The 17,326-nt window shown below is 61.5% G+C and carries 13 protein-coding genes; 9 read left to right on the top strand and 4 right to left on the bottom strand.

Annotated elements, in window-relative coordinates; genetic code table 11:
* Positions 1 to 280 precede the first annotated feature (280 nt).
* Complete coding sequence (locus LAN37_16240; protein MBZ5648760.1) at positions 281 to 2,836, bottom strand: serine/threonine-protein kinase; 2,556 nt, start codon at positions 2,834 to 2,836, stop codon at positions 281 to 283.
* Positions 2,837 to 3,779: 943 nt separating this feature from the next.
* On the opposite strand from LAN37_16240, the gene LAN37_16235 reads away from it, so the two are divergent.
* The 4 genes from LAN37_16235 (at position 3,780) to LAN37_16220 (ending at position 10,783) form a co-directional block, all read left to right on the top strand.
* Entirely contained in the window at positions 3,780 to 4,286 is a 507-nt protein-coding gene (locus LAN37_16235) for a hypothetical protein (protein ID MBZ5648759.1), read from the top strand.
* 72 nt (positions 4,287 to 4,358) lie between these two features.
* Complete coding sequence (locus LAN37_16230) at positions 4,359 to 7,346, top strand: vitamin B12-dependent ribonucleotide reductase (GenBank protein ID MBZ5648758.1); 2,988 nt, start codon at positions 4,359 to 4,361, stop codon at positions 7,344 to 7,346.
* 346 nt (positions 7,347 to 7,692) lie between these two features.
* Positions 7,693 to 8,667, top strand: a complete 975-nt coding sequence (locus tag LAN37_16225) for a cytochrome c (GenBank protein ID MBZ5648757.1) — start codon at positions 7,693 to 7,695, stop codon at positions 8,665 to 8,667.
* Between the two features lie 520 nt (positions 8,668 to 9,187).
* Positions 9,188 to 10,783 (top strand): AAA family ATPase, encoded by a 1,596-nt coding sequence (locus LAN37_16220; protein MBZ5648756.1) that lies wholly within the window; start codon positions 9,188 to 9,190, stop codon positions 10,781 to 10,783.
* Positions 10,784 to 10,790: 7 nt separating this feature from the next.
* Here LAN37_16220 and LAN37_16215 read toward each other — a convergent pair whose 3' ends face one another.
* Complete coding sequence (locus LAN37_16215) at positions 10,791 to 11,360, bottom strand: superinfection exclusion B family protein (protein MBZ5648755.1); 570 nt, start codon at positions 11,358 to 11,360, stop codon at positions 10,791 to 10,793.
* Between the two features lie 1,130 nt (positions 11,361 to 12,490).
* Here LAN37_16215 and LAN37_16210 point away from each other — a divergent pair.
* The gene (locus tag LAN37_16210; GenBank protein MBZ5648754.1) at positions 12,491 to 13,339 is read left to right on the top strand and encodes a hypothetical protein; all 849 of its coding nucleotides are present in this window, start codon (positions 12,491 to 12,493) and stop codon (positions 13,337 to 13,339) included.
* 192 nt (positions 13,340 to 13,531) lie between these two features.
* Positions 13,532 to 13,942, top strand: coding sequence for a DUF4440 domain-containing protein (locus LAN37_16205; protein ID MBZ5648753.1), 411 nt, complete (start codon positions 13,532 to 13,534; stop codon positions 13,940 to 13,942).
* A gap of 684 nt (positions 13,943 to 14,626) precedes the next feature.
* Here the strand turns inward: LAN37_16205 and LAN37_16200 are convergent.
* Positions 14,627 to 15,073 carry a VOC family protein gene (locus LAN37_16200; GenBank protein ID MBZ5648752.1) on the bottom strand — a complete coding sequence of 149 codons (447 nt, stop codon included), beginning with the start codon at positions 15,071 to 15,073 and terminating at the stop codon, positions 14,627 to 14,629.
* 955 nt (positions 15,074 to 16,028) lie between these two features.
* Here LAN37_16200 and LAN37_16195 point away from each other — a divergent pair.
* Positions 16,029 to 16,235, top strand: a complete 207-nt coding sequence (locus LAN37_16195; GenBank protein MBZ5648751.1) for a hypothetical protein — start codon at positions 16,029 to 16,031, stop codon at positions 16,233 to 16,235.
* 277 nt (positions 16,236 to 16,512) lie between these two features.
* On the opposite strand, the gene LAN37_16190 is transcribed toward LAN37_16195, so the two are convergent.
* Positions 16,513 to 16,677, bottom strand: a complete 165-nt coding sequence (locus tag LAN37_16190) for a DUF1778 domain-containing protein (GenBank protein MBZ5648750.1) — start codon at positions 16,675 to 16,677, stop codon at positions 16,513 to 16,515.
* Between the two features lie 151 nt (positions 16,678 to 16,828).
* On the opposite strand from LAN37_16190, the gene LAN37_16185 reads away from it, so the two are divergent.
* Both LAN37_16185 and LAN37_16180 read left to right on the top strand, forming a co-directional pair.
* Positions 16,829 to 17,023, top strand: a complete 195-nt coding sequence (locus tag LAN37_16185; GenBank protein ID MBZ5648749.1) for a hypothetical protein — start codon at positions 16,829 to 16,831, stop codon at positions 17,021 to 17,023.
* Between the two features lie 36 nt (positions 17,024 to 17,059).
* Complete coding sequence (locus LAN37_16180; GenBank protein ID MBZ5648748.1) at positions 17,060 to 17,221, top strand: hypothetical protein; 162 nt, start codon at positions 17,060 to 17,062, stop codon at positions 17,219 to 17,221.
* Positions 17,222 to 17,326 lie beyond the last annotated feature (105 nt).

Raw genomic sequence — 17,326 nt, 5'->3', positions numbered from 1 at the left:
TTCGTTCCGCGGGAACAGGCCCGAGCCTCAGGCTCGGGCCTAGTTTTTTCCCCCAGAGCGTTTGCTAGCGGGCCTTACGGCCTTTTTCAACCATCGCCTCGGCTGCTTCACGCCACTGCGCCGAAAACGTACTGTCGATTTCCGGACCACGCCCGAATCTGTCTCCCCGGCGACGGCCAGACTCTTCTGCGCGAGGCCCTGCTGGGGATGGATCACAGCGACGACCAACTCGGCCAGCTCCTGGTCTTGAGGAAATTGCTCGGCGCTTGGAGCCAGTGAGTTACTGGAGTCCGCTCACCAGGTAAAGCTCGGAGAAGTACGTGCAGTAGGTGTAGGCGTAGGCGTTGGCATCCCGGGTCATAACGATTTGGGCGATCCCAACCAGCCCGGCCGGGTCCACCGGCATCAATACCTTCCACTCTTTTTCCCGGCCACTCTCGATCTCCACCTGTCGGATCCGTGCGGGGATGTCGCCGGGGCGAACCACGTAGACTGAACGTTGATCCGCGCTGATTTGCACAGGAGCTTCGCCCACGGCCCGGCCGGGGATCGGACGTGGTTCGCCGCCATCCACCGGGAAGAGCACAGGCTTTCGTTCGGTACCGTTCACTGCCACCCATTTCCCATCCGGCGATATGGCCAAATAGCCGAACGAGCACACGCCTTCCGGACTGATGGCACGAGCTTTTCCGTGCTCCACGTCCTGCACGTAGAGCCGCAGCCCGTGTCCAGGCTCATTGCCGCAGAACGCGAACTGGCGTCCGTCCGGCAGATACTTGGCTGCAAGATGGCTGATCCCATCCTGCGTGACAGGCTCCGCCTCGCCCGGACCCGTGGGCAAACGGACCACCTGCGCCGGTATGCTTTGGGTGAGGGTCAAGGCCCATTTGCCGTCAGGAGACAGCGACTGCGACGATCCTTCACCGAGCCGGACTGCCGGCGACCCATCCATGCCGCGCACGTACACTCGATACGGGTCCTCGCCTTGTTCGCCGAACAGCAGCGTCTTCCCGTCAGTTGAGATGTCCCCCGGAAAGGACCAATTCAACCAGGAGAGCTCACGTTCCTTGGATTGACCGGCGCCCCGTCCCCGCACGCCGCAGCGATCGTTCTCTTGCGTGAGCAGCACTCGGCCATTGCGCCCCACGTCCTGCAGGATCAGTCCTCCCGGCGCGCGCAGCACCCCGCGCTGTTTTCCGGACACGCTCACGGCATCGAGATAACGATGAGTGCCTTGCGAAGCGGTGTACCAGATCTCATCGCCGTTCGGAGACCACGCGAGTCCCAGCTCACTGTTCCATTCCTGCGTCAGCGTCTTTTTCTCGCCCGCGAGGTTCACGACGGCCACAGAGCCGCGGTCATCTAACGCCACCGGATGGTCGAGGAATGCGATCATGTCCCCGCGAGGAGAGATTCGGGGGAACGTGATCCCTCCGGACGTCTCATACAACACTTTCCCGATCGGGTATTCCAAACGGACGCGACCGCCCACGTTGTGGACGACCGCCAATTGCAAACCGTCCGGTGACCAGTCCGCGCCCTGGACGTCCTCCAGGATTTCGTGCGGCGCTCCGCCTCCTAGTGGCACTCGCGCCAATGTCCCCACATTCATTGCCCCAAACGTCGTATGCAATAACATCGCGATCTCGCCCTTCGAGGAGACCGCGAGCAGCCATCCCTCCGGCAGCGGCAGCAATGTCGATTCCGCACCGGTTCCTAGCGAGCTAAAAAGATGTACCGGTTCACCCTCCCATCCCGCCGAATACAGCACGGTGCTGCCGTCAGGGGCGAACCGGCCGGCGGTCACTGGCCCGCGGCCAAACGTCAGTTGACGGAAACTTGGCGGCTGCGGTTTCGCTCCCTTCCACGTACCGGCCCAATATCCCAGCAGAGCCACCGCCGCCAGCACCGGCGCCGCCAGAAGTGGGGACCATCGCAAGCGCGCGCGGTACCTCGATGAGAGGGGGACGCTAGCCGTCGATGAAGTCGTCGAGAGCGCTTCAACGTCGAATGCCAGGTCACGGGTCGATTGGAAGCGGTCGTCCGGGTTCTTTTCCAGGCAATGCTCGACGATCCGCGCCAGTCCGGGAGGGATTTTCCGCTCGTCCGGGACCGGCGGAGGGTCATCCTTCAGGATCGCGCTCAGCGTTTCCGCCGATGATTCACGGTGAAAGGCGCGCTGCCCGCTCAGCATCTCGTACAGGATGCAGCCGAAGCTGAACAGATCGGAGCGATGGTCGGCGGATTTGCCCCGCACCTGCTCCGGCGACATGTACCCCACCGTCCCCAGCAGCATCCCCGGATCGGAATCGGCCGAGATCGTGGGCGCATTGGTTTGCCCCGGCGCCATCTCCGGTCGCGTCAGCTTCGCCAGACCGAAATCGAGGATCTTCACCCGTCCATCTTTGGTGATGAAGACGTTCTCCGGTTTTAAGTCGCGATGGACAATGCCTTTCTCGTGCGCCGCCGCCAGCCCCAGCGCCATCTGCCGGGCGTAGTCGATCACCTTGCGCAGCGGCGGGACGCCTGTGCGCAGCCACTGGCGCACCGTTTCGCCTTCTAACAATTCGCACACGACGTACGGCGAGCCATCCACCTGGCCGATGTCGAAGACAGTGAGAATGTTCGGATGATTCAAAGCGCCGGCGGCGCGCGCCTCCTGTTCGAATCGCTCCAGGCGGTCACGAACGTCGGCCAGGGCCGCAGGCAGGACCTTGATGGCGACTTCCCGGCCGAGGCGCGGGTCGCGCGCGCGATACACCTCTCCCATCCCGCCCGCGCCAAGCGGCCCCACGATCGTGTACGGCCCCATCCGCTTCCCCACATCCAGCGACATGGTCCGGCATCATACCCCAGTTCGAAAATACGCGGGCTCAAGCGGGTCCGGCACGGACCACAACGCGTACCGTCTTGGCAGTTTGTGCTGTTGAGAAAATTGGGCCTGGAAAGACTAGCGGGACGCGCAGATCACCACGGGGCACGGCCGTGCCGGCCCGCCTCGCCGGAGCTTGAAGCTAATCATCGCGAAGTGGTGCAAGTGGCAGCAAGATCGGGCAAGGCCCCTTCAGGGGGTTGAGAATCGGCCTCGCACCCAGTCCGGCTGAGTACTGGGTACCGAGTACTGGGTGCTTCTTTTCCTCACTATCCACAGCTTGCACCATTCTTAGGTGATTGACCCGCCTGTCACCGGCGCTTACATTCGTCGCACCGCACCACCCAGCCTGCTGTTGTTCTGCTTCGTTCAGCCGCGAAGCCATCCCAGCTAGAACCGACGCTCACCCGGAGGTGATTCTTGACGGGCGGATTTTCGAGGACGTCTCTGTGGAAATGTCCGCCGCCGGTCCGGCGGACCGTCCTCGCCGGCGCCTGCAAATGCCCGTCCAGCCTGGGAATCCAGCCGATTAAGGTGTAAGATTACAATATATTGTGGTAGGTACTTGACAGGCCCACTATATGGGCGTACTTTGCAGTCCGCAGCAGGCAGAAAGTGCCGGAGCCTACCGGGCTTTGGCGGCGTAGAGATTTTGCGGGGTCCCCACCGCGCGCTTCGCGAGGTGGGGTGCTAGTACCCCGGCGCCAGAGGTGACGCTGGGCAGTAGTAGGGCCACGCGGTGACCCTCATTTCCCCGATAGCTGTGCCTACCGGGGGCGGTTTGAAAACACAATCAAGTCTCTCGCAGCCTGTGCACACAACGTGGTGCACTCGGGCGCAGGGCTTCTGTTCCCGTGTGGACGGCTGGAGACGTCCGTTAAAACGTCTCGATAGGAGGGAGGGACCGATGGCGTTGGAACCCATGGTGTTCGGCAAGGCCGGCGACGGCCAGCTCGCCCCCGAGACGGCTCGCTTGGAGTGGTCTCGCTGGTCGCGCTGCCAGTCCAGCATCAGCCTGGCGCTCACTCCGCCGCTGCCCGGCATCTTCGCCCTCGCCGAGGAAGTGATCTCGGAGAACGCATCCGCTCTGGTCGGCAATCGCCGCATGATCGCCGTCTTCGATGTGCAGGCCACCGACGACCTCTCGCACACCCTCCACGGCCTCTTCGCGCCCGGCAGTCCGCTGCGCCCGCGCATCGAGTCCGGCCGCTGCTTCGTGCGCTTCGCCGTTGTGCCCGTGCGCACCCAGCGCGAGGCCGCCTGCATCGCCTTGCGCCAGTGGCTCGCCGCCTCCACCGAGGCCGGCTCGGCCATCGCCGAAGCTTTCGCCGCCGCGCCCCCGTCCTCCACGCACCAGGAGGACAAGGAAGACAACGGAGTAAATAGTGCGCCGTCATTACCGGAAGGTTCTTGATTTGACTGAGTACTGAGTACTGAGTACCGAGTACTTCTTTACGCACGAGAGATTCAGATCGGGAGAGAGAACATGGCTGACGTGACCAAAACCTCCACCTCGAACGTCGCGCAGACGACGGCTGCCGTCACCAGCACCACCAGCCGGAAGAAGGCCCCGGGCCTTTCCTTCCGCCGCTGTTTCAGCAAGCCGGGCGTCTCACCCTACGACGAGGTCGAGTGGGAACTTCGCACCGCGCAGATCAACGACGCTTCCGGCGGCACCATCTTCGAACAGAAGAACGTGGAGGTCCCCAAGGACTGGTCCATGACGGCGACCAACATCGTCGCCAGCAAGTATCTTCACGGCAAACTCGGCACTCCCGAGCGTGAGACCGGCGTGCGCCAGCTCGTGCAGCGCGTCGCCGAGACCATCCGCGACTGGGGCATCGCCGGCGGATACTTCCGCTCTCCCGAGGACGCCGCCACCTTCCACGACGAGCTCGCCTTCCTGCTCCTGCGCCAGTACGCCGCTTTCAATTCGCCCGTCTGGTTCAACGTCGGCTGCGACCGCCTCGAGCCCCACTCCGACGCTCAGAACTGGCACTGGAACCACCAGCTCGGACGCGTCGAGTTCTACGCCGTGGGCTACTCCAAGCCGCAGTGCTCCGCTTGCTTCATCAACTCGGTGCGCGACTCGCTCGACTCCATCCTCACCCTGGCCAAGACCGAAGGCATGCTCTTCAAGTGGGGATCCGGCACCGGCACCAACCTCTCGCCCCTGCGCAGTTCGCTCGAAGGACTTTCCGGCGGCGGCACCGCTTCCGGCCCGCTCTCTTTCATGAAGGGCTTCGACGCCTTTGCCGGCGTCATCAAGTCCGGCGGCAAGACCCGCCGCGCCGCCAAGATGGTGATCCTCAACATCGATCATCCCGACATCGTCGAGTTCATCGACTGCAAGGCCAAGGAAGAAGCCAAGGCCTGGACCCTGGTGCAGGCCGGATACGACGGCAGCTCGCCCGACTCCGAAGCCTACTCATCCATCTTCTTCCAGAACGCCAACAACTCCGTGCGTGTCACCGACGACTTCATGCACGCCGTCGAGCGCGACGCCGACTTCTCCACCCGCGCCGTCACCGGCGAACACCGCGTCGTCACCACGCACAAGGCCCGCGAGCTTCTCAAAATGATCGCCCAAGCCACCTGGCAGTGCGGCGACCCCGGCATGCAGTACGACACCACCGTCAACCGCTGGCACACCTCCAGGAACACCGCCCGCATCAACGCCAGCAATCCCTGTTCTGAGTACATGTTCTTGGACGACAGCGCGTGCAATCTGGCGAGCCTGAACCTGATGAAGTTCGCGCCCAACGGCACCTTCGATGTCGAGGCGTACAAGTACGCGGTGGACATCATCATCACGGCGCAGGAGATCCTGGTCGATAACAGCGGATATCCGACGGAAAGCATCGTCAAGAATTCGCACGACTACCGTCCGCTGGGTCTGGGATACGCGAATCTGGGCGCGCTGCTGATGGCGTCCGGACTGCCGTATGACGGCGACGCGGGCCGCGATTATGCCGCCTGCGTCACGGCGATCATGTGCGGCCAGGCGTATCTGCAAAGCTCGCGCATCGCCGAGCTGGCGCAGCCGCTCGATCCGGTCACCGAGATCACGGCGGCCAAGCACTCCGAACTGGGAGAGAACTGGGGCTCGGCCTGCCCCGGCTGGTACGCCAACCGCGAACCCTTCCTGGACGTCATCCGCATGCATCGCGCCTCGGTGAACAACATCAACCGCGCCAACGTCCCCGCCGCGCTCTACGAAGCCTCCAAGCAGTGCTGGGACGAAGCTCTGCAGCACGGCGAGAAGCACGGCTACCGCAACTCGCAAGTCACCGTCCTCGCCCCCACCGGCACCATCGGCTTCATGATGGACTGTGACACGACGGGAGTGGAGCCGGACCTGGCGCTGGTGAAGTACAAGAAGCTGGTGGGCGGCGGCATGATCAAGATCGTGAACAACACCGTGCCCGCGGCGCTGTTCAAGCTGGGATACACCACCGAGCAGGCCAACGCCATCGTCAGCTACATCGACGCCACGGGCACCATCGAGGGCGCGCCGCACGTCAAGGAAGAGCACCTGCCGGTGTTCGACTGCTCCTTCAAGCCGGCCAAGGGAACGCGCTCCATCCACTTCCTCGGTCACCTGCGCATGATGGCGGCGGTGCAGCCCTTCATCTCCGGCGCCATCTCCAAGACCATCAACATGCCGGAGGCGGCGACGGTGGAGGACATCGCCGAAGCCTACATCCAGGCGTGGAGGCTGGGACTGAAGGCGGTGGCCATCTACCGCGACGGCTGCAAGAAGGCGCAGCCGCTCTCCGCTGCGGGCACCGCCACCGCGACTTCTTCCAAAGAATCCTCCGCGATCTCCGCGTCCTCCGCGTTGAAAGAAACTGAAGATCTTGACGCGCCGCCGCGCGCCGTGCGCCACAAGCTGCACGACGAGCGCATGTCGCTGACCCACAAGTTCAACCTCGCCGGACACGACGGCTACATCACGGTGGGCCTCTATCCCAACGGACAGCCGGGCGAGATCTTCATCACCATGGCCAAGGAAGGCTCGACCGTGTCGGGGCTGATGGACAGCTTCGCCTGCGCCACCTCCATCGCCTTGCAGCACGGGGTGCCGCTGAAGCTGCTGTGCGAGAAGTTCGCGCACACCCGCTTTGAGCCTTCGGGCTGGAGCGGCAATCCCGACATCGGCTTCGCCAAGAGCATCATGGATTACATCTTCCGCTGGCTGGAGCTGCGCTTCCTGACCGGGCAGCAGCAATTCCTGTTCGAGGGCTTCCGGCCGAAGTCGGCGCTTCCGGAAGAGAACGGAACTTCGGCTCCGCCTTCTCTGACAACTGACAACCGACCACTGACAACCGGCAAAGTGCACGCCGCCGATGCCATGCGCGAGCTGGTGGATATGGGCGACGCCCCGAGCTGCCACGTCTGCGGCTCGATCATGGTCAGGAACGGGTCGTGCTATCGGTGCATGTCCTGCGGATCAACGAGCGGGTGCAGCTAGATTAGGGTGTCATCCTGAGCGAGGGCGCGCGTTGTTTGCGCGCCCGAGTCGAAGAGCCTGCCCTGAGCGAAGCCGAAGGGACCCCTACCTCTGAGAAGAATTTCCACCAGGGCTAAAGCCCGATAGATTTTGACGACGTATAAACCCACGGCTAAAGCCGTGGGCTTCCACCAAGACGAATAAACCGTAGAGAACTTTCACCGCGGAGGACGCGGAGGGAAATTCGACAAAGTAGCCCGCGCGCCCTCGCGCGGGCCAATGAGGGGCGGCCGGGCGGCCGCCCTTTGCTGCTACCATACGCGGCGCATTCACGGGGGGAAGATTGCGGGCCAAACTGTTGTGGGCTTTGGTTGTCGTTCCAGGGGTCATTCTCGCTGGGCTGGACGCGGGCGCCGGCGACGCTACTCAAAAATCTACGCTCCCGGCGACGACAATCGAGCGCACGCCGCAGCGGATGGCGCGCGGCAAGTATCTGGTGGAAGGGCTGGCGCACTGCTTCCGCTGCCACTCCAACAACGACTTCAAGCATCTGAACGGTCTAGCACCGCGGGATAAGAAAGGCGGAGGCAACGTGATCCCCGCGGACGAGAGCCCGGCGCCACCGCCGGCGCGGCTGGTCTGTCCCAACATCTCGCCCGACCGGGAGACGGGCGCGGGCACGTGGAAGGACGAGGATTTCGTGCGCGCCATCCGCCAGGGCATCGGACACGACGGCCGCACGCTGCATCCCATGATGCCCTACTGGAACCTGCGGGTGATGAGCGACGAGGACCTGGCCTCGGTGATCGTCTATGTGCGCAGCATCCCGGCGGTGCGCAACCCGCTTCCCAAACGGTGGTTGCCGCAAGAGCCGGAGCTACGGACGGTTCCCCTGTTCCCCTCGCCTCCTGCGCCCGCGGGAGCGTCCGAGCAGGTGCGCCACGGCGAGTACCTGGCGCGGGTGGGGAACTGCGCGGCGTGTCACAGCGGCCTGGATCCGGAGCGCCAGCCGGTGCCGGGGATGGCGATGGCGGGGGGCCGGGTGCTGCGCGGCCGGTGGGGCCTGGTGACCTCGCCGAACATCACCCCCGACGCCTCGGGGATCGGCTACTACGACGAGCGGAAGTTCATCGCGGTGATGCGCACGGGGCACGTGGGGGCGCGCAAGCTGAGCCCGGTGATGCCGTGGGCGGATTTCCGCAATCTGACCGACGCCGACCTGAAGGCGCTGTTCGCGTATCTGCGGACGCTGCCGCCGGTGCAGCATCGGGTGGACAATACCGAGGTGGCCACCTACTGTCCCAAGTGCCGCAACCGGCATGGGATGGGGGAGAGGAACTGATTGCAGTGCTTATCGCTTGGTGTCATCCTGAGCGAGGGCGCGCGTTGTTTGCGCGCCCGAGTCGAAGAGCCTGCCCTGAGCGAAGCCGAAGGGACCCCTACCTCCGGAAGAACATCCACCGCGTAGGCACGGACGCACGGAGGCCGGTGGAAGCCCGGGCCTCGGTAGGTCAGGGTTTTAACCCTGACTCGGGACGGAGTCCCGAAGCCGGGGTTTACACGATCGACAAATTCATGGGCTTTAGCCCCCTTCCGTATAAGATTCCCACCGGGGCTAAAGCCCGGGGAAAATTTGGGACGCATAAACCCACGGTTAAAACCGTGGGCTTCCACCGGCCGGGCCCAAGAGACGCAAGCTGTGAGCGGGGCACGGCCAACGCCGTGCCCCTTTTGTACTTGGATCCGGGCTATTGGTGCTCTGTTCTGAATTCGGAACAACAGTGAGAAAGCTGCTGTAGACGAAAACACAACGGAGTACAAGGAACCCCGGCGCAAGCCGGGCCTTAGACGTTGGAGGCGGGATGGCAACCGACCTGCGAATCTCGAATTACAGATGTTTTTCGTCTAGAAAGCCTCTGGACATTCGCCTAGATGCTGGCTTCAAAGCCTATGTAGGACTTAACAACAGCGGAAAATCTACAATTCTGAAATTCTTTCACGACTTCCGTCACATATTCTCATTGTTCGCTATTAACACTGACGAATTCCGTTCGGCTCTCGTCGGGAATGAACTCGCCTTTCCCCAGCCTGCTGCTGTTCTGGATCTGGAGGAGATTTTTTTTAATGAAAATGATGAGGACCTAAGTATCGAAGTTGCACTTTCGAATGTGGCTGATGGCGACACGGTAACAAAGGCTACGATTAACCTGTCGCGGGCGACACGACGGTACACTGTCACCTTTTCAAGATCGGGAGCCGTGATCCAAGGGCAACAAATGAAGAAGGAAAACTACGAGATACAGGGCACGAAAGTGGTGGCAGACAGGGTGTATCAGTTCAAGGATGTATTGGAGGCGTTTACAACGCTTTCTAGAGCATACTACGTGCCCGCTTTCCGTCATTTGACTGCTTACAGTCCTACGACACAAAGTGGTGGAAACCTCCTTTATTACGACATCAATGTCGGCAGGCCCTTCATCGATGTTTGGGACCAGCTCCAAAATGGGACTAGGCAAAGTGACAGAGAACGGATTTATCAGCTCGTTCGCGAGCTGAAGTCGGTCTTCGGTTTTGACGAACTGCAAATCACGGCATCACAGGGTCACCACACACTGAACGTCGCAATCGACGGCAAGTCGTACCCCTTACAAGACCTCGGCGCAGGCATCGCGCAGTTTATCGCTGTTCTCGGCAATGCTGCCTTTAAGCGACCTTCTTACATTCTTATCGATGAACCAGAACTTAATCTTCACCCAACACTGCAAGTGCAATTCTTAACTACGCTGGCAGCGTATGCATCTGATGGGGTGCTTTTCGCTACTCACAACATCGGCCTTGCACGTGAAGTCGCTGATGAGATTTACAGCGTCACGAATTCCCGCAAAGGCACAGAAGTGCTGCCTATCGGTGAGAACATCCGTCTCGGCGAACTTCTTGGGGAGCTGAATTATTCCGGTTATAGGGAGTTGGGATTTGACAAAGTTTTGCTTGTGGAGGGGAGAACGGATGTCCGCACCTATATTGAGTTTTTACGTGTTCTCGGCAAAGATCATCAGTTCCTGGTTGTCCCACTTGGAGGGGCAGGTTTCATCAACGCAGATTGTAGGGAAGAGCTCCAAGAGCTAACGAGAATCAGCCCCAACTGTTTTTGCGTTATTGACAGCGAGAAGCAAGCTGCCGCAGACGCTGTCGCTCAGCCTCGGGCCGCTTTTGCGCAAATCTGCACCGACCTGAACATTAATTGTCGCATTCTCGAAAGGCGTGCTACCGAAAACTACTTTCCTAATCGAGCTGTAAAGGCGGCATTCGGCAATGGCTTTCGTGCTTTTGGTGATTTCGAGTTACGAAATCAGATGCCCAATTGTTGGCCCAAGGCTCACAACTGGCGCGCTGCACGGCTGATTTCTAAGGACGAGTTACTTGCGACTGATTTGGGGCAGTTCTTGCAGGCCATCTAAAGTGGTGTTAGCGAAAACCACGCCAAAACGCTTCCAGTGGTGTCGGTTCGGGTGGTTGCGCTCCCGCGAGAATCTCTGGGTGCTCATCGATATAGTCTCTGATCCAAGGCTGAATATTGTAAGCAAACGTGGGCGTTCCGCGCAGCAGGTTGCCGACGTGGGAACTACGGTAAATGAGACTTTTTGCCTCAAGTCCAGACACCAACCCGTTTGCGGCGCTGAAGTACTGGGTATCAGTCCGCGGCGAGAAGTACTTTGCAAGAAGGAACTTTTCCGGCGGAGTAAGTGACCGCAAATAGTTCAGTATTTCGTTCTGGACGGCCTTTACGGCGCGGCGGTTCTTGATCCATGTAAAGATGCCCACCGTTCCCTCTGAGATTAGGACGGCCCCACAGACAAGAAAAGTGAGGCCAATCCACGGCAGGTAAGTGATCCGGAACTTCGTCAGTCCTAAGCGCTCGAGTGCAACTGGCGGTGCAGCCAGCAGCGCCCCAGCAACCAACAAGACTGCGAACCACCGCTTGGGAGATTTCAGCCAATTTAGAGCGTTCAGAACTGATCCCGCAACGTCTGCCATGGGCCCAGAATAGCGCAATTCGGGTAGGCGGGTGGCCCACCTCTGTCAATCGCCGGGATCGCCCCTTCGACTTCGCTCAGGGCTCGCTCTGGCCCGCGCGCAGACCCGCTCTTGTTCCGCTTTCGGAACAAATCTGAAGATTCCGTCCAGCCGCAGGCACCCGGCCGTACAGTCCGCCGCATAGGCCCCATCCACAACAGCGACCGGTAGATCGCTAATCGGAGGGCATATGTGTGGAGTCTGTTTTGCGGCCCCGAGCTGGATTTGGGGAACGCTCATCATGAGCGTTTTAAGGTGGGCGAAGAAGAAGTGCAAAGGTGGTTGGATCCGGAGGGCCCTCTGCAAGCTCGCGAAGTGGATCGTTTGGATCCTGGCACTCATCGCGGCAGTGATCCTTGTCATCATCTGGATCATCCTCTGCCCGTTGTGCATGACCCTGTGTCTGATCGTGTGCTTCATCGCATGCGTACTGAACAAGATCTTTGGACGCCCCGCGCCAAGCAGTTGCTTCGATTGTTGGGGCGTCTGCCGGGGTACCAAGTCGCCCGCGGATGTCACTGGCGGCGGCGGCGGAACCTCCGGCATTACTGTTACGCCGCCTTCGAGCGGAAGCACCGGGGTTTCCGGCTCCGGGCCTCTATCGGGGGCAACGAAGAGGGCCTGGTTGGGGACTGGCTTGGCCACAGAAGCTCCTCGTGCGAGAGCGTGCGGTTGCGAGGAAGGGGCGGTACTCCTTCTCCTAAGTACTTGCGCCTACGTCGGCTATCTGTTTTTTGCGAGAGCAAACGTATCTGCCCTGAGATTGCCTGACCTTGCATGGGGGGTAGGAGTAATGTTCTTCGGCGCTCTGACTGGAAAGATCGTGGGACTCCTGCGCGCTCACCTCGTACTGCGCGGACAATAGGGGAGGCTCGGGCGCCTGGCCCACCTAATGAATCGCCCCTTCGACTCCGCTCAGGGCAGGCTCTATCGCCGGGAGCGGGCAAGGCAAGAGCCCTCTGTTCGGTTTCTGGAACAAGAATCCGAATTTCTTCCCAAACCCAACATTTCCGGCAAAATGTTCCGAATCCGCGATGGGAACCGCCTGAATCGAAGGCGAGCGATTTTGGGGTGAGGTGAGAGGAGCGTCTATGACCTGGCGCCACGCCCTGACGTTGCTGTTGTTTTCTGTGTTCCTGAGCGGGTGTGCTGCACTCCGCCAACATCCCAAGCTCTTGCCTTGGAACAGCTACCGCGACCACCTGGTGCAGAAGTACTCCAAGGATACAAGCTGGTACGACGACTACACCAAGGTTGTAGGCTCCGACTCCAGCCCGGAAAAGACCGTGGCCAAGGCCGCACGGAACCAGATCCTCTACGAACTGATCTGGCTGGTGGACGACCGGTACGCAGACTTTGAGAACGCGTTCAATACCGGCACGGCGCTGTATGACACAGCCAGTGATGTGACCAACCTCGGCCTGACCTCGGCGGCTAGTGTGGTCAATCCGGCGAACACCAAATCCATCCTGGCCGCGGTGGCGACGGTGGTTTCGGGTTCGAATGGAAAGGTCAACAACAACTTCTTTCAGAACAAGACGCGCCCGGTGCTGATCGGCCAGATGCGGGCGGACCGGCAAACCGCCCTGCTGCAGCTCACCAATGGCATGGCACTGCCATTCGAGCAGTTCTCCCTGGAGCAGGGACTGGTTCAAGTCCAGGCATACTTTTATACAGGCACCATCGTTTCGGCGCTTGCCAAAATCAGCCAGGACGCAGGCAGCAAGGCCAAGGGCGCCGAGGACAAGATGCAATCGCAGCAGCAGCAGCGCGTCGACAATCTGATGCGGAAGGACAGGATCGAACTCGAAGAGCGGGAATTGCAGCTCAAGACCAAACAGCTTGAAATGCAGCGGCAGACCAATCCGCCGGCGCAACCGGTGCAGCCACAAAGTCAGCCCGCGCAGCCTGCGACTCCGTCGCCGCCGAAACCCTCGTAGCCCGGTGGGCGGGCGGGTGGCCCACCTCTCTCAATCGGGGGATCGGGGAAAGTCAGAAGGCAGAAGTCAGATTGCAGAAGTGAGTCGGGGACGGGGGAGCGCCGGGAGCGGCGAAGTAATTGGTAATTTGTAATTTGCAATCTGCGCTCGGCGGCCTCACGTGCTGGGTTTCTCGTGCTAGGCTTATGTGCGATGCCTGCGGCCGTCGATCCCGACCTCCAGCGCCTGCTGGACGACTACTGCGCCGCCTACAATGCCGGCGAGACGGACAAGGTCCTGGCGCATCTCGCCGAGGACGCGCTCACCCTCTCGCCCGACCAGGCGCCGGTGCGCGGGCGCGAGGCGCATCGCAAGTACTTCGAGGCGGGCTTCGCGCGCGAGCCCCAGCGCAAGCTGACGCTGAGCTCGATCCGCAGCCAGCGTTTCGGCGACCTGCTCTACGATGCCGGCGAGTGGGCGAATACCGTCGGGGAATCGCCGGGATCGCCGGGATCGCCGAAATCGCCGGGATCGCGTTCTTCCTCCGGCTACTACCTCACCGTCTTCCGCAGGGAGGGAGATCGGTGGAAGGTGTTAGCCACAACCTTCAACGTGAAGCAGTAGAGATCCTTCGCGCAAGGCGCTCAGGATTTCGGCTGCGGGCTGCCTTCGACTTCGCTCAGGCCAGGCTCCCGCCCGCAAAACGCCTCAACCTCACCGTCTTCCGCCGGGAGAAGAATGTCTTGAAAGTATTAGCCACAACCTTCAACGTGAAGCAGTAGGGATCCTTCGCGCAAGGCGCTCAGGATTTCGGCTGCGGGCTGCCTTCGACTTCGCTCAGGCCAGGCTCCCGCCCGCAAGACGCCTCAAGTTTCTAGAGAGCCCTGAGCCGTTAGCCATCAGGAATACGTTCGAAAGTACTGACTAGTCCTTGGTCGGCTGGGTAACGATCCGCGGAGCGGCTTGGGTGGGATCCTCGCGCTTGGCCTTTTGGGCTCGGTCTGCGGCTGATCTGGCTCGTTCGCGTTCCTGGCGGGCTCTATCCCGTGACGTTTCCTTGCTCTTTTTTGGCACGGACACATAATGACACAGAAGCAGGGTCGAACGGCACCACTAGCCGCCAGCCATCAGGGCGGGTGGCCAGCCCCATTGAATCGCCGGGATCGCTGGGAACGCAACAATCGCCGACATCGCCGGGATCGGCGAGGTAATTGGTAATTTGCAATCTGCGCTCGGTGTCTCGGTGGTGGGTGTCTTCTGTCTTCCCCGCTGCGCGGGCTGCCGAGGCTTTGGTACTCGGCCCCGGTCCTAGCCGCGAGGCCGCAGGCTGCCGGTTTTTTTCTTTTCGTCGATCGCGGCCAGCCAGGCGGTATGTTCGGCGTCGCCCCAGTGTCCGATGAAGATGACGTAACCGTCGGGGTCCTCGACCCGGACTTCTCCGCTGGTCATGTAGGGTGGGCGGTTGATACGCGACACATTCACTCCGTTGGACAGCAGGTGATCGCGCAGCGCGGCGAGATCGGGCGTGTACATGTAGGCGGGCTGGGATTGGGTGCGGGGATCGACCGGGTGTTCGTCTTCTGCGAGGAAGAGCATGATGGCGCCGCCTTCGCAGTGCAGGCGCGCCCATCCGATGCATCCGCCGTCGCCCTGGGTGTCGATGAGCTCGAATCCCAGCAACTCATAGAAATGGATGGAGCGGGCCACGTCGGCGACGTGCAGCATGGAGGTCCAGTATCCGGCTTTCGCGGGCATAGGCGGGGGATTGTACGCCAGAGAGCCGTCAGGCGGGTGAGCCAGCCCGGTTCAAGCCGGAGGATCGGCGGGCCGTTTTGACGGTTTCGGGTCCGGCTTTGGGGGCTTGTGCTCGCGCCGGGTGTGCCGGTCGAACAAGCGGAGAAGATGAAACACCGAATTCTCTTCGGAGAAGAACAGAGCGCCGCACTTGGAGCATCTCCAGCACTGCGCCGAGATGCGCACCAGGCACGGACTGGAAGTGGAAAACACGGGGGCCCCCCGCAGTCCGCTGCCCAGTGTGTGCCTGCCCCCGACCGAATATCCGTGACCGCGGTCACACGTCCATGTTCATTCCGCGCAGACGCTCCTTCCGATCTCTGGAGCCGCGGTCTGCCATGTAGAATCAGCGGGTTGGCGGGGAACTATAGCTTCCAGATATTGTCCGCCGGAAGGGTGATGCAGATCACGGAAATTGTGATTGGTGATGGGTAAACTGTGATTTGATCCACGATCCTCCGCGTCCCTCCCCGGAAGAATGTTCACCGCCGAGAACGCAGAGATCGCCGAGGGGATATCCCGGGCCCGCAGCGGAGATCCTGAGCGAGCGCAGCGAATCGAAGGATCTCTACCGGGACAATAGCGTGCTACTGATGCCATTGATATCAGGAGCTAACCCCTTTGTTTCGATTGATGACCCAGGGGGTGGGGGGTACCCCGGGCCCCCGCTCCGGATTGCGAGGCGTGTGCGTGGGAGACATCAAGGCGCAGGCGGAGGAGCTGGTAGCTAGCGGCTAGCCGGACGTGGATGCCCCATCCCTTGCGGCCCAGCCGTTTCAATCGGGCCACCGGGTCATCGGGACACTTGGGATCGGTGATCTGCGATTCCAGGCGCCTTTGGAGTGAGGTTTGCTTCATGTTCCAGATGTAGAACAGGCGGCGGTTCGCAGAGGCGCGTGCGGGGGTTGATGGCAAGATGGCCGCATCCATGCAATGGCAACACGAACGCCGCCTTGTATTCGCGATTTCCGAGCGCTGGACGGGCTGGTTCTGCGAGCGCTGCTGCTGGAGCCGTCCGCAGCCCGAGTCAGAAGTGCAGCGCACCCAGCTGGCGATGCGGGTCGAATCCGAGTTCGAAGCCCACGACTGCGAGCGATTCGCGGAGGAGCAGTGGAAAAGGTGAGCGAGGATTCGGGCCATCGCGGGAACGAGCCATCGGGCCGATCGTGATCTGCGACTCACGAATCCACAGTGCGCTCTGCGTGGTTTGCGGTGACATCCGGTCAGGGCGGGTTTCGAACGGGCCCGGGAGCCGTGTTCCGAAAGCGGAACGGAAAGCCGATTCCCTCGCCACTCGGGGCATGGTGCGGCCTATCCTGTAGCGGGTGCGCCGGGCCCGGGCTTGTACAAACAAAATACATTCGTGGCGCGTACGACCCGGTCTCGGGGCACCCGGACTCTTACTCTTCCTCTTTCTTGCGCGGCTGGACCTTGGGGAGGATCTCGCTGCGGGCGCGAATGCGATACATCACGGCATTGAGGATGAAGCCGCTGATGGTGCGGCGCTCGAGAGCAGCGGCGGTGCGGATCATCTCCGCTTCCTCCCGGGTACAGCGGAGCAGCATGGCGGTTTTCTGATGGCCGTCTGACATAGCGATAGCATTCTGTATCAATCGATAGCGGAGAGGCAACCGGGGTCGAAGACGCTGTTCCGATTCCAGAACAAACCGCAGGCGAACGAAGCTCCGGGGCCGGAGAGGGATAGGCTGGGGCAGAATGGACCCCACGCCTATCGCAACCGAGCTGCGGACTGACGACGCCCAAGAAAGAGTTTCCCGCTTCGCCGGCACACTGGGGGCGGACCTGCGGGCCATCCGGGCGCGCCGGCGCCGCACCATCATCGAACTGCTGGTGACCGTAGCCGGGGCCGTGCTCCTGGCGACGCTCTGCGTGCGCTTCCTGATGAAGTGATGGAAAGTGCGCTACCGATTTCCAGAGGGGATTGTGATGAGGTCTGACGGCATGGGGGAGGAGCCGGGAAAGCAGCCGCCGAAACCGGAGCTGACCATGCAGACGTGCCCGACATGCGGTTCACGGCTGCGGGAGCACAAGTGCAAGCTGGTGTGCGAGAAGTGGGGGTTCTTCCTGAGCTGCTCGGATTTCTACTAGCAGCTCCGGGCTAGTAGGAGGATGGGTATCGCCCCACTGTCGTGGGACTCTCATCACGCTGCAGGCCAGAGATCCTTCCAGGCTCGTCCCGACCTACATCGTTCC

Source organism: Terriglobia bacterium (assembly GCA_020073495.1).
In the GTDB taxonomy this organism is placed as follows: Bacteria; Acidobacteriota; Terriglobia; order Terriglobales; family Acidobacteriaceae; genus JAIQFD01.
This window is presented reverse-complemented; position numbering and strand designations above follow the sequence as displayed.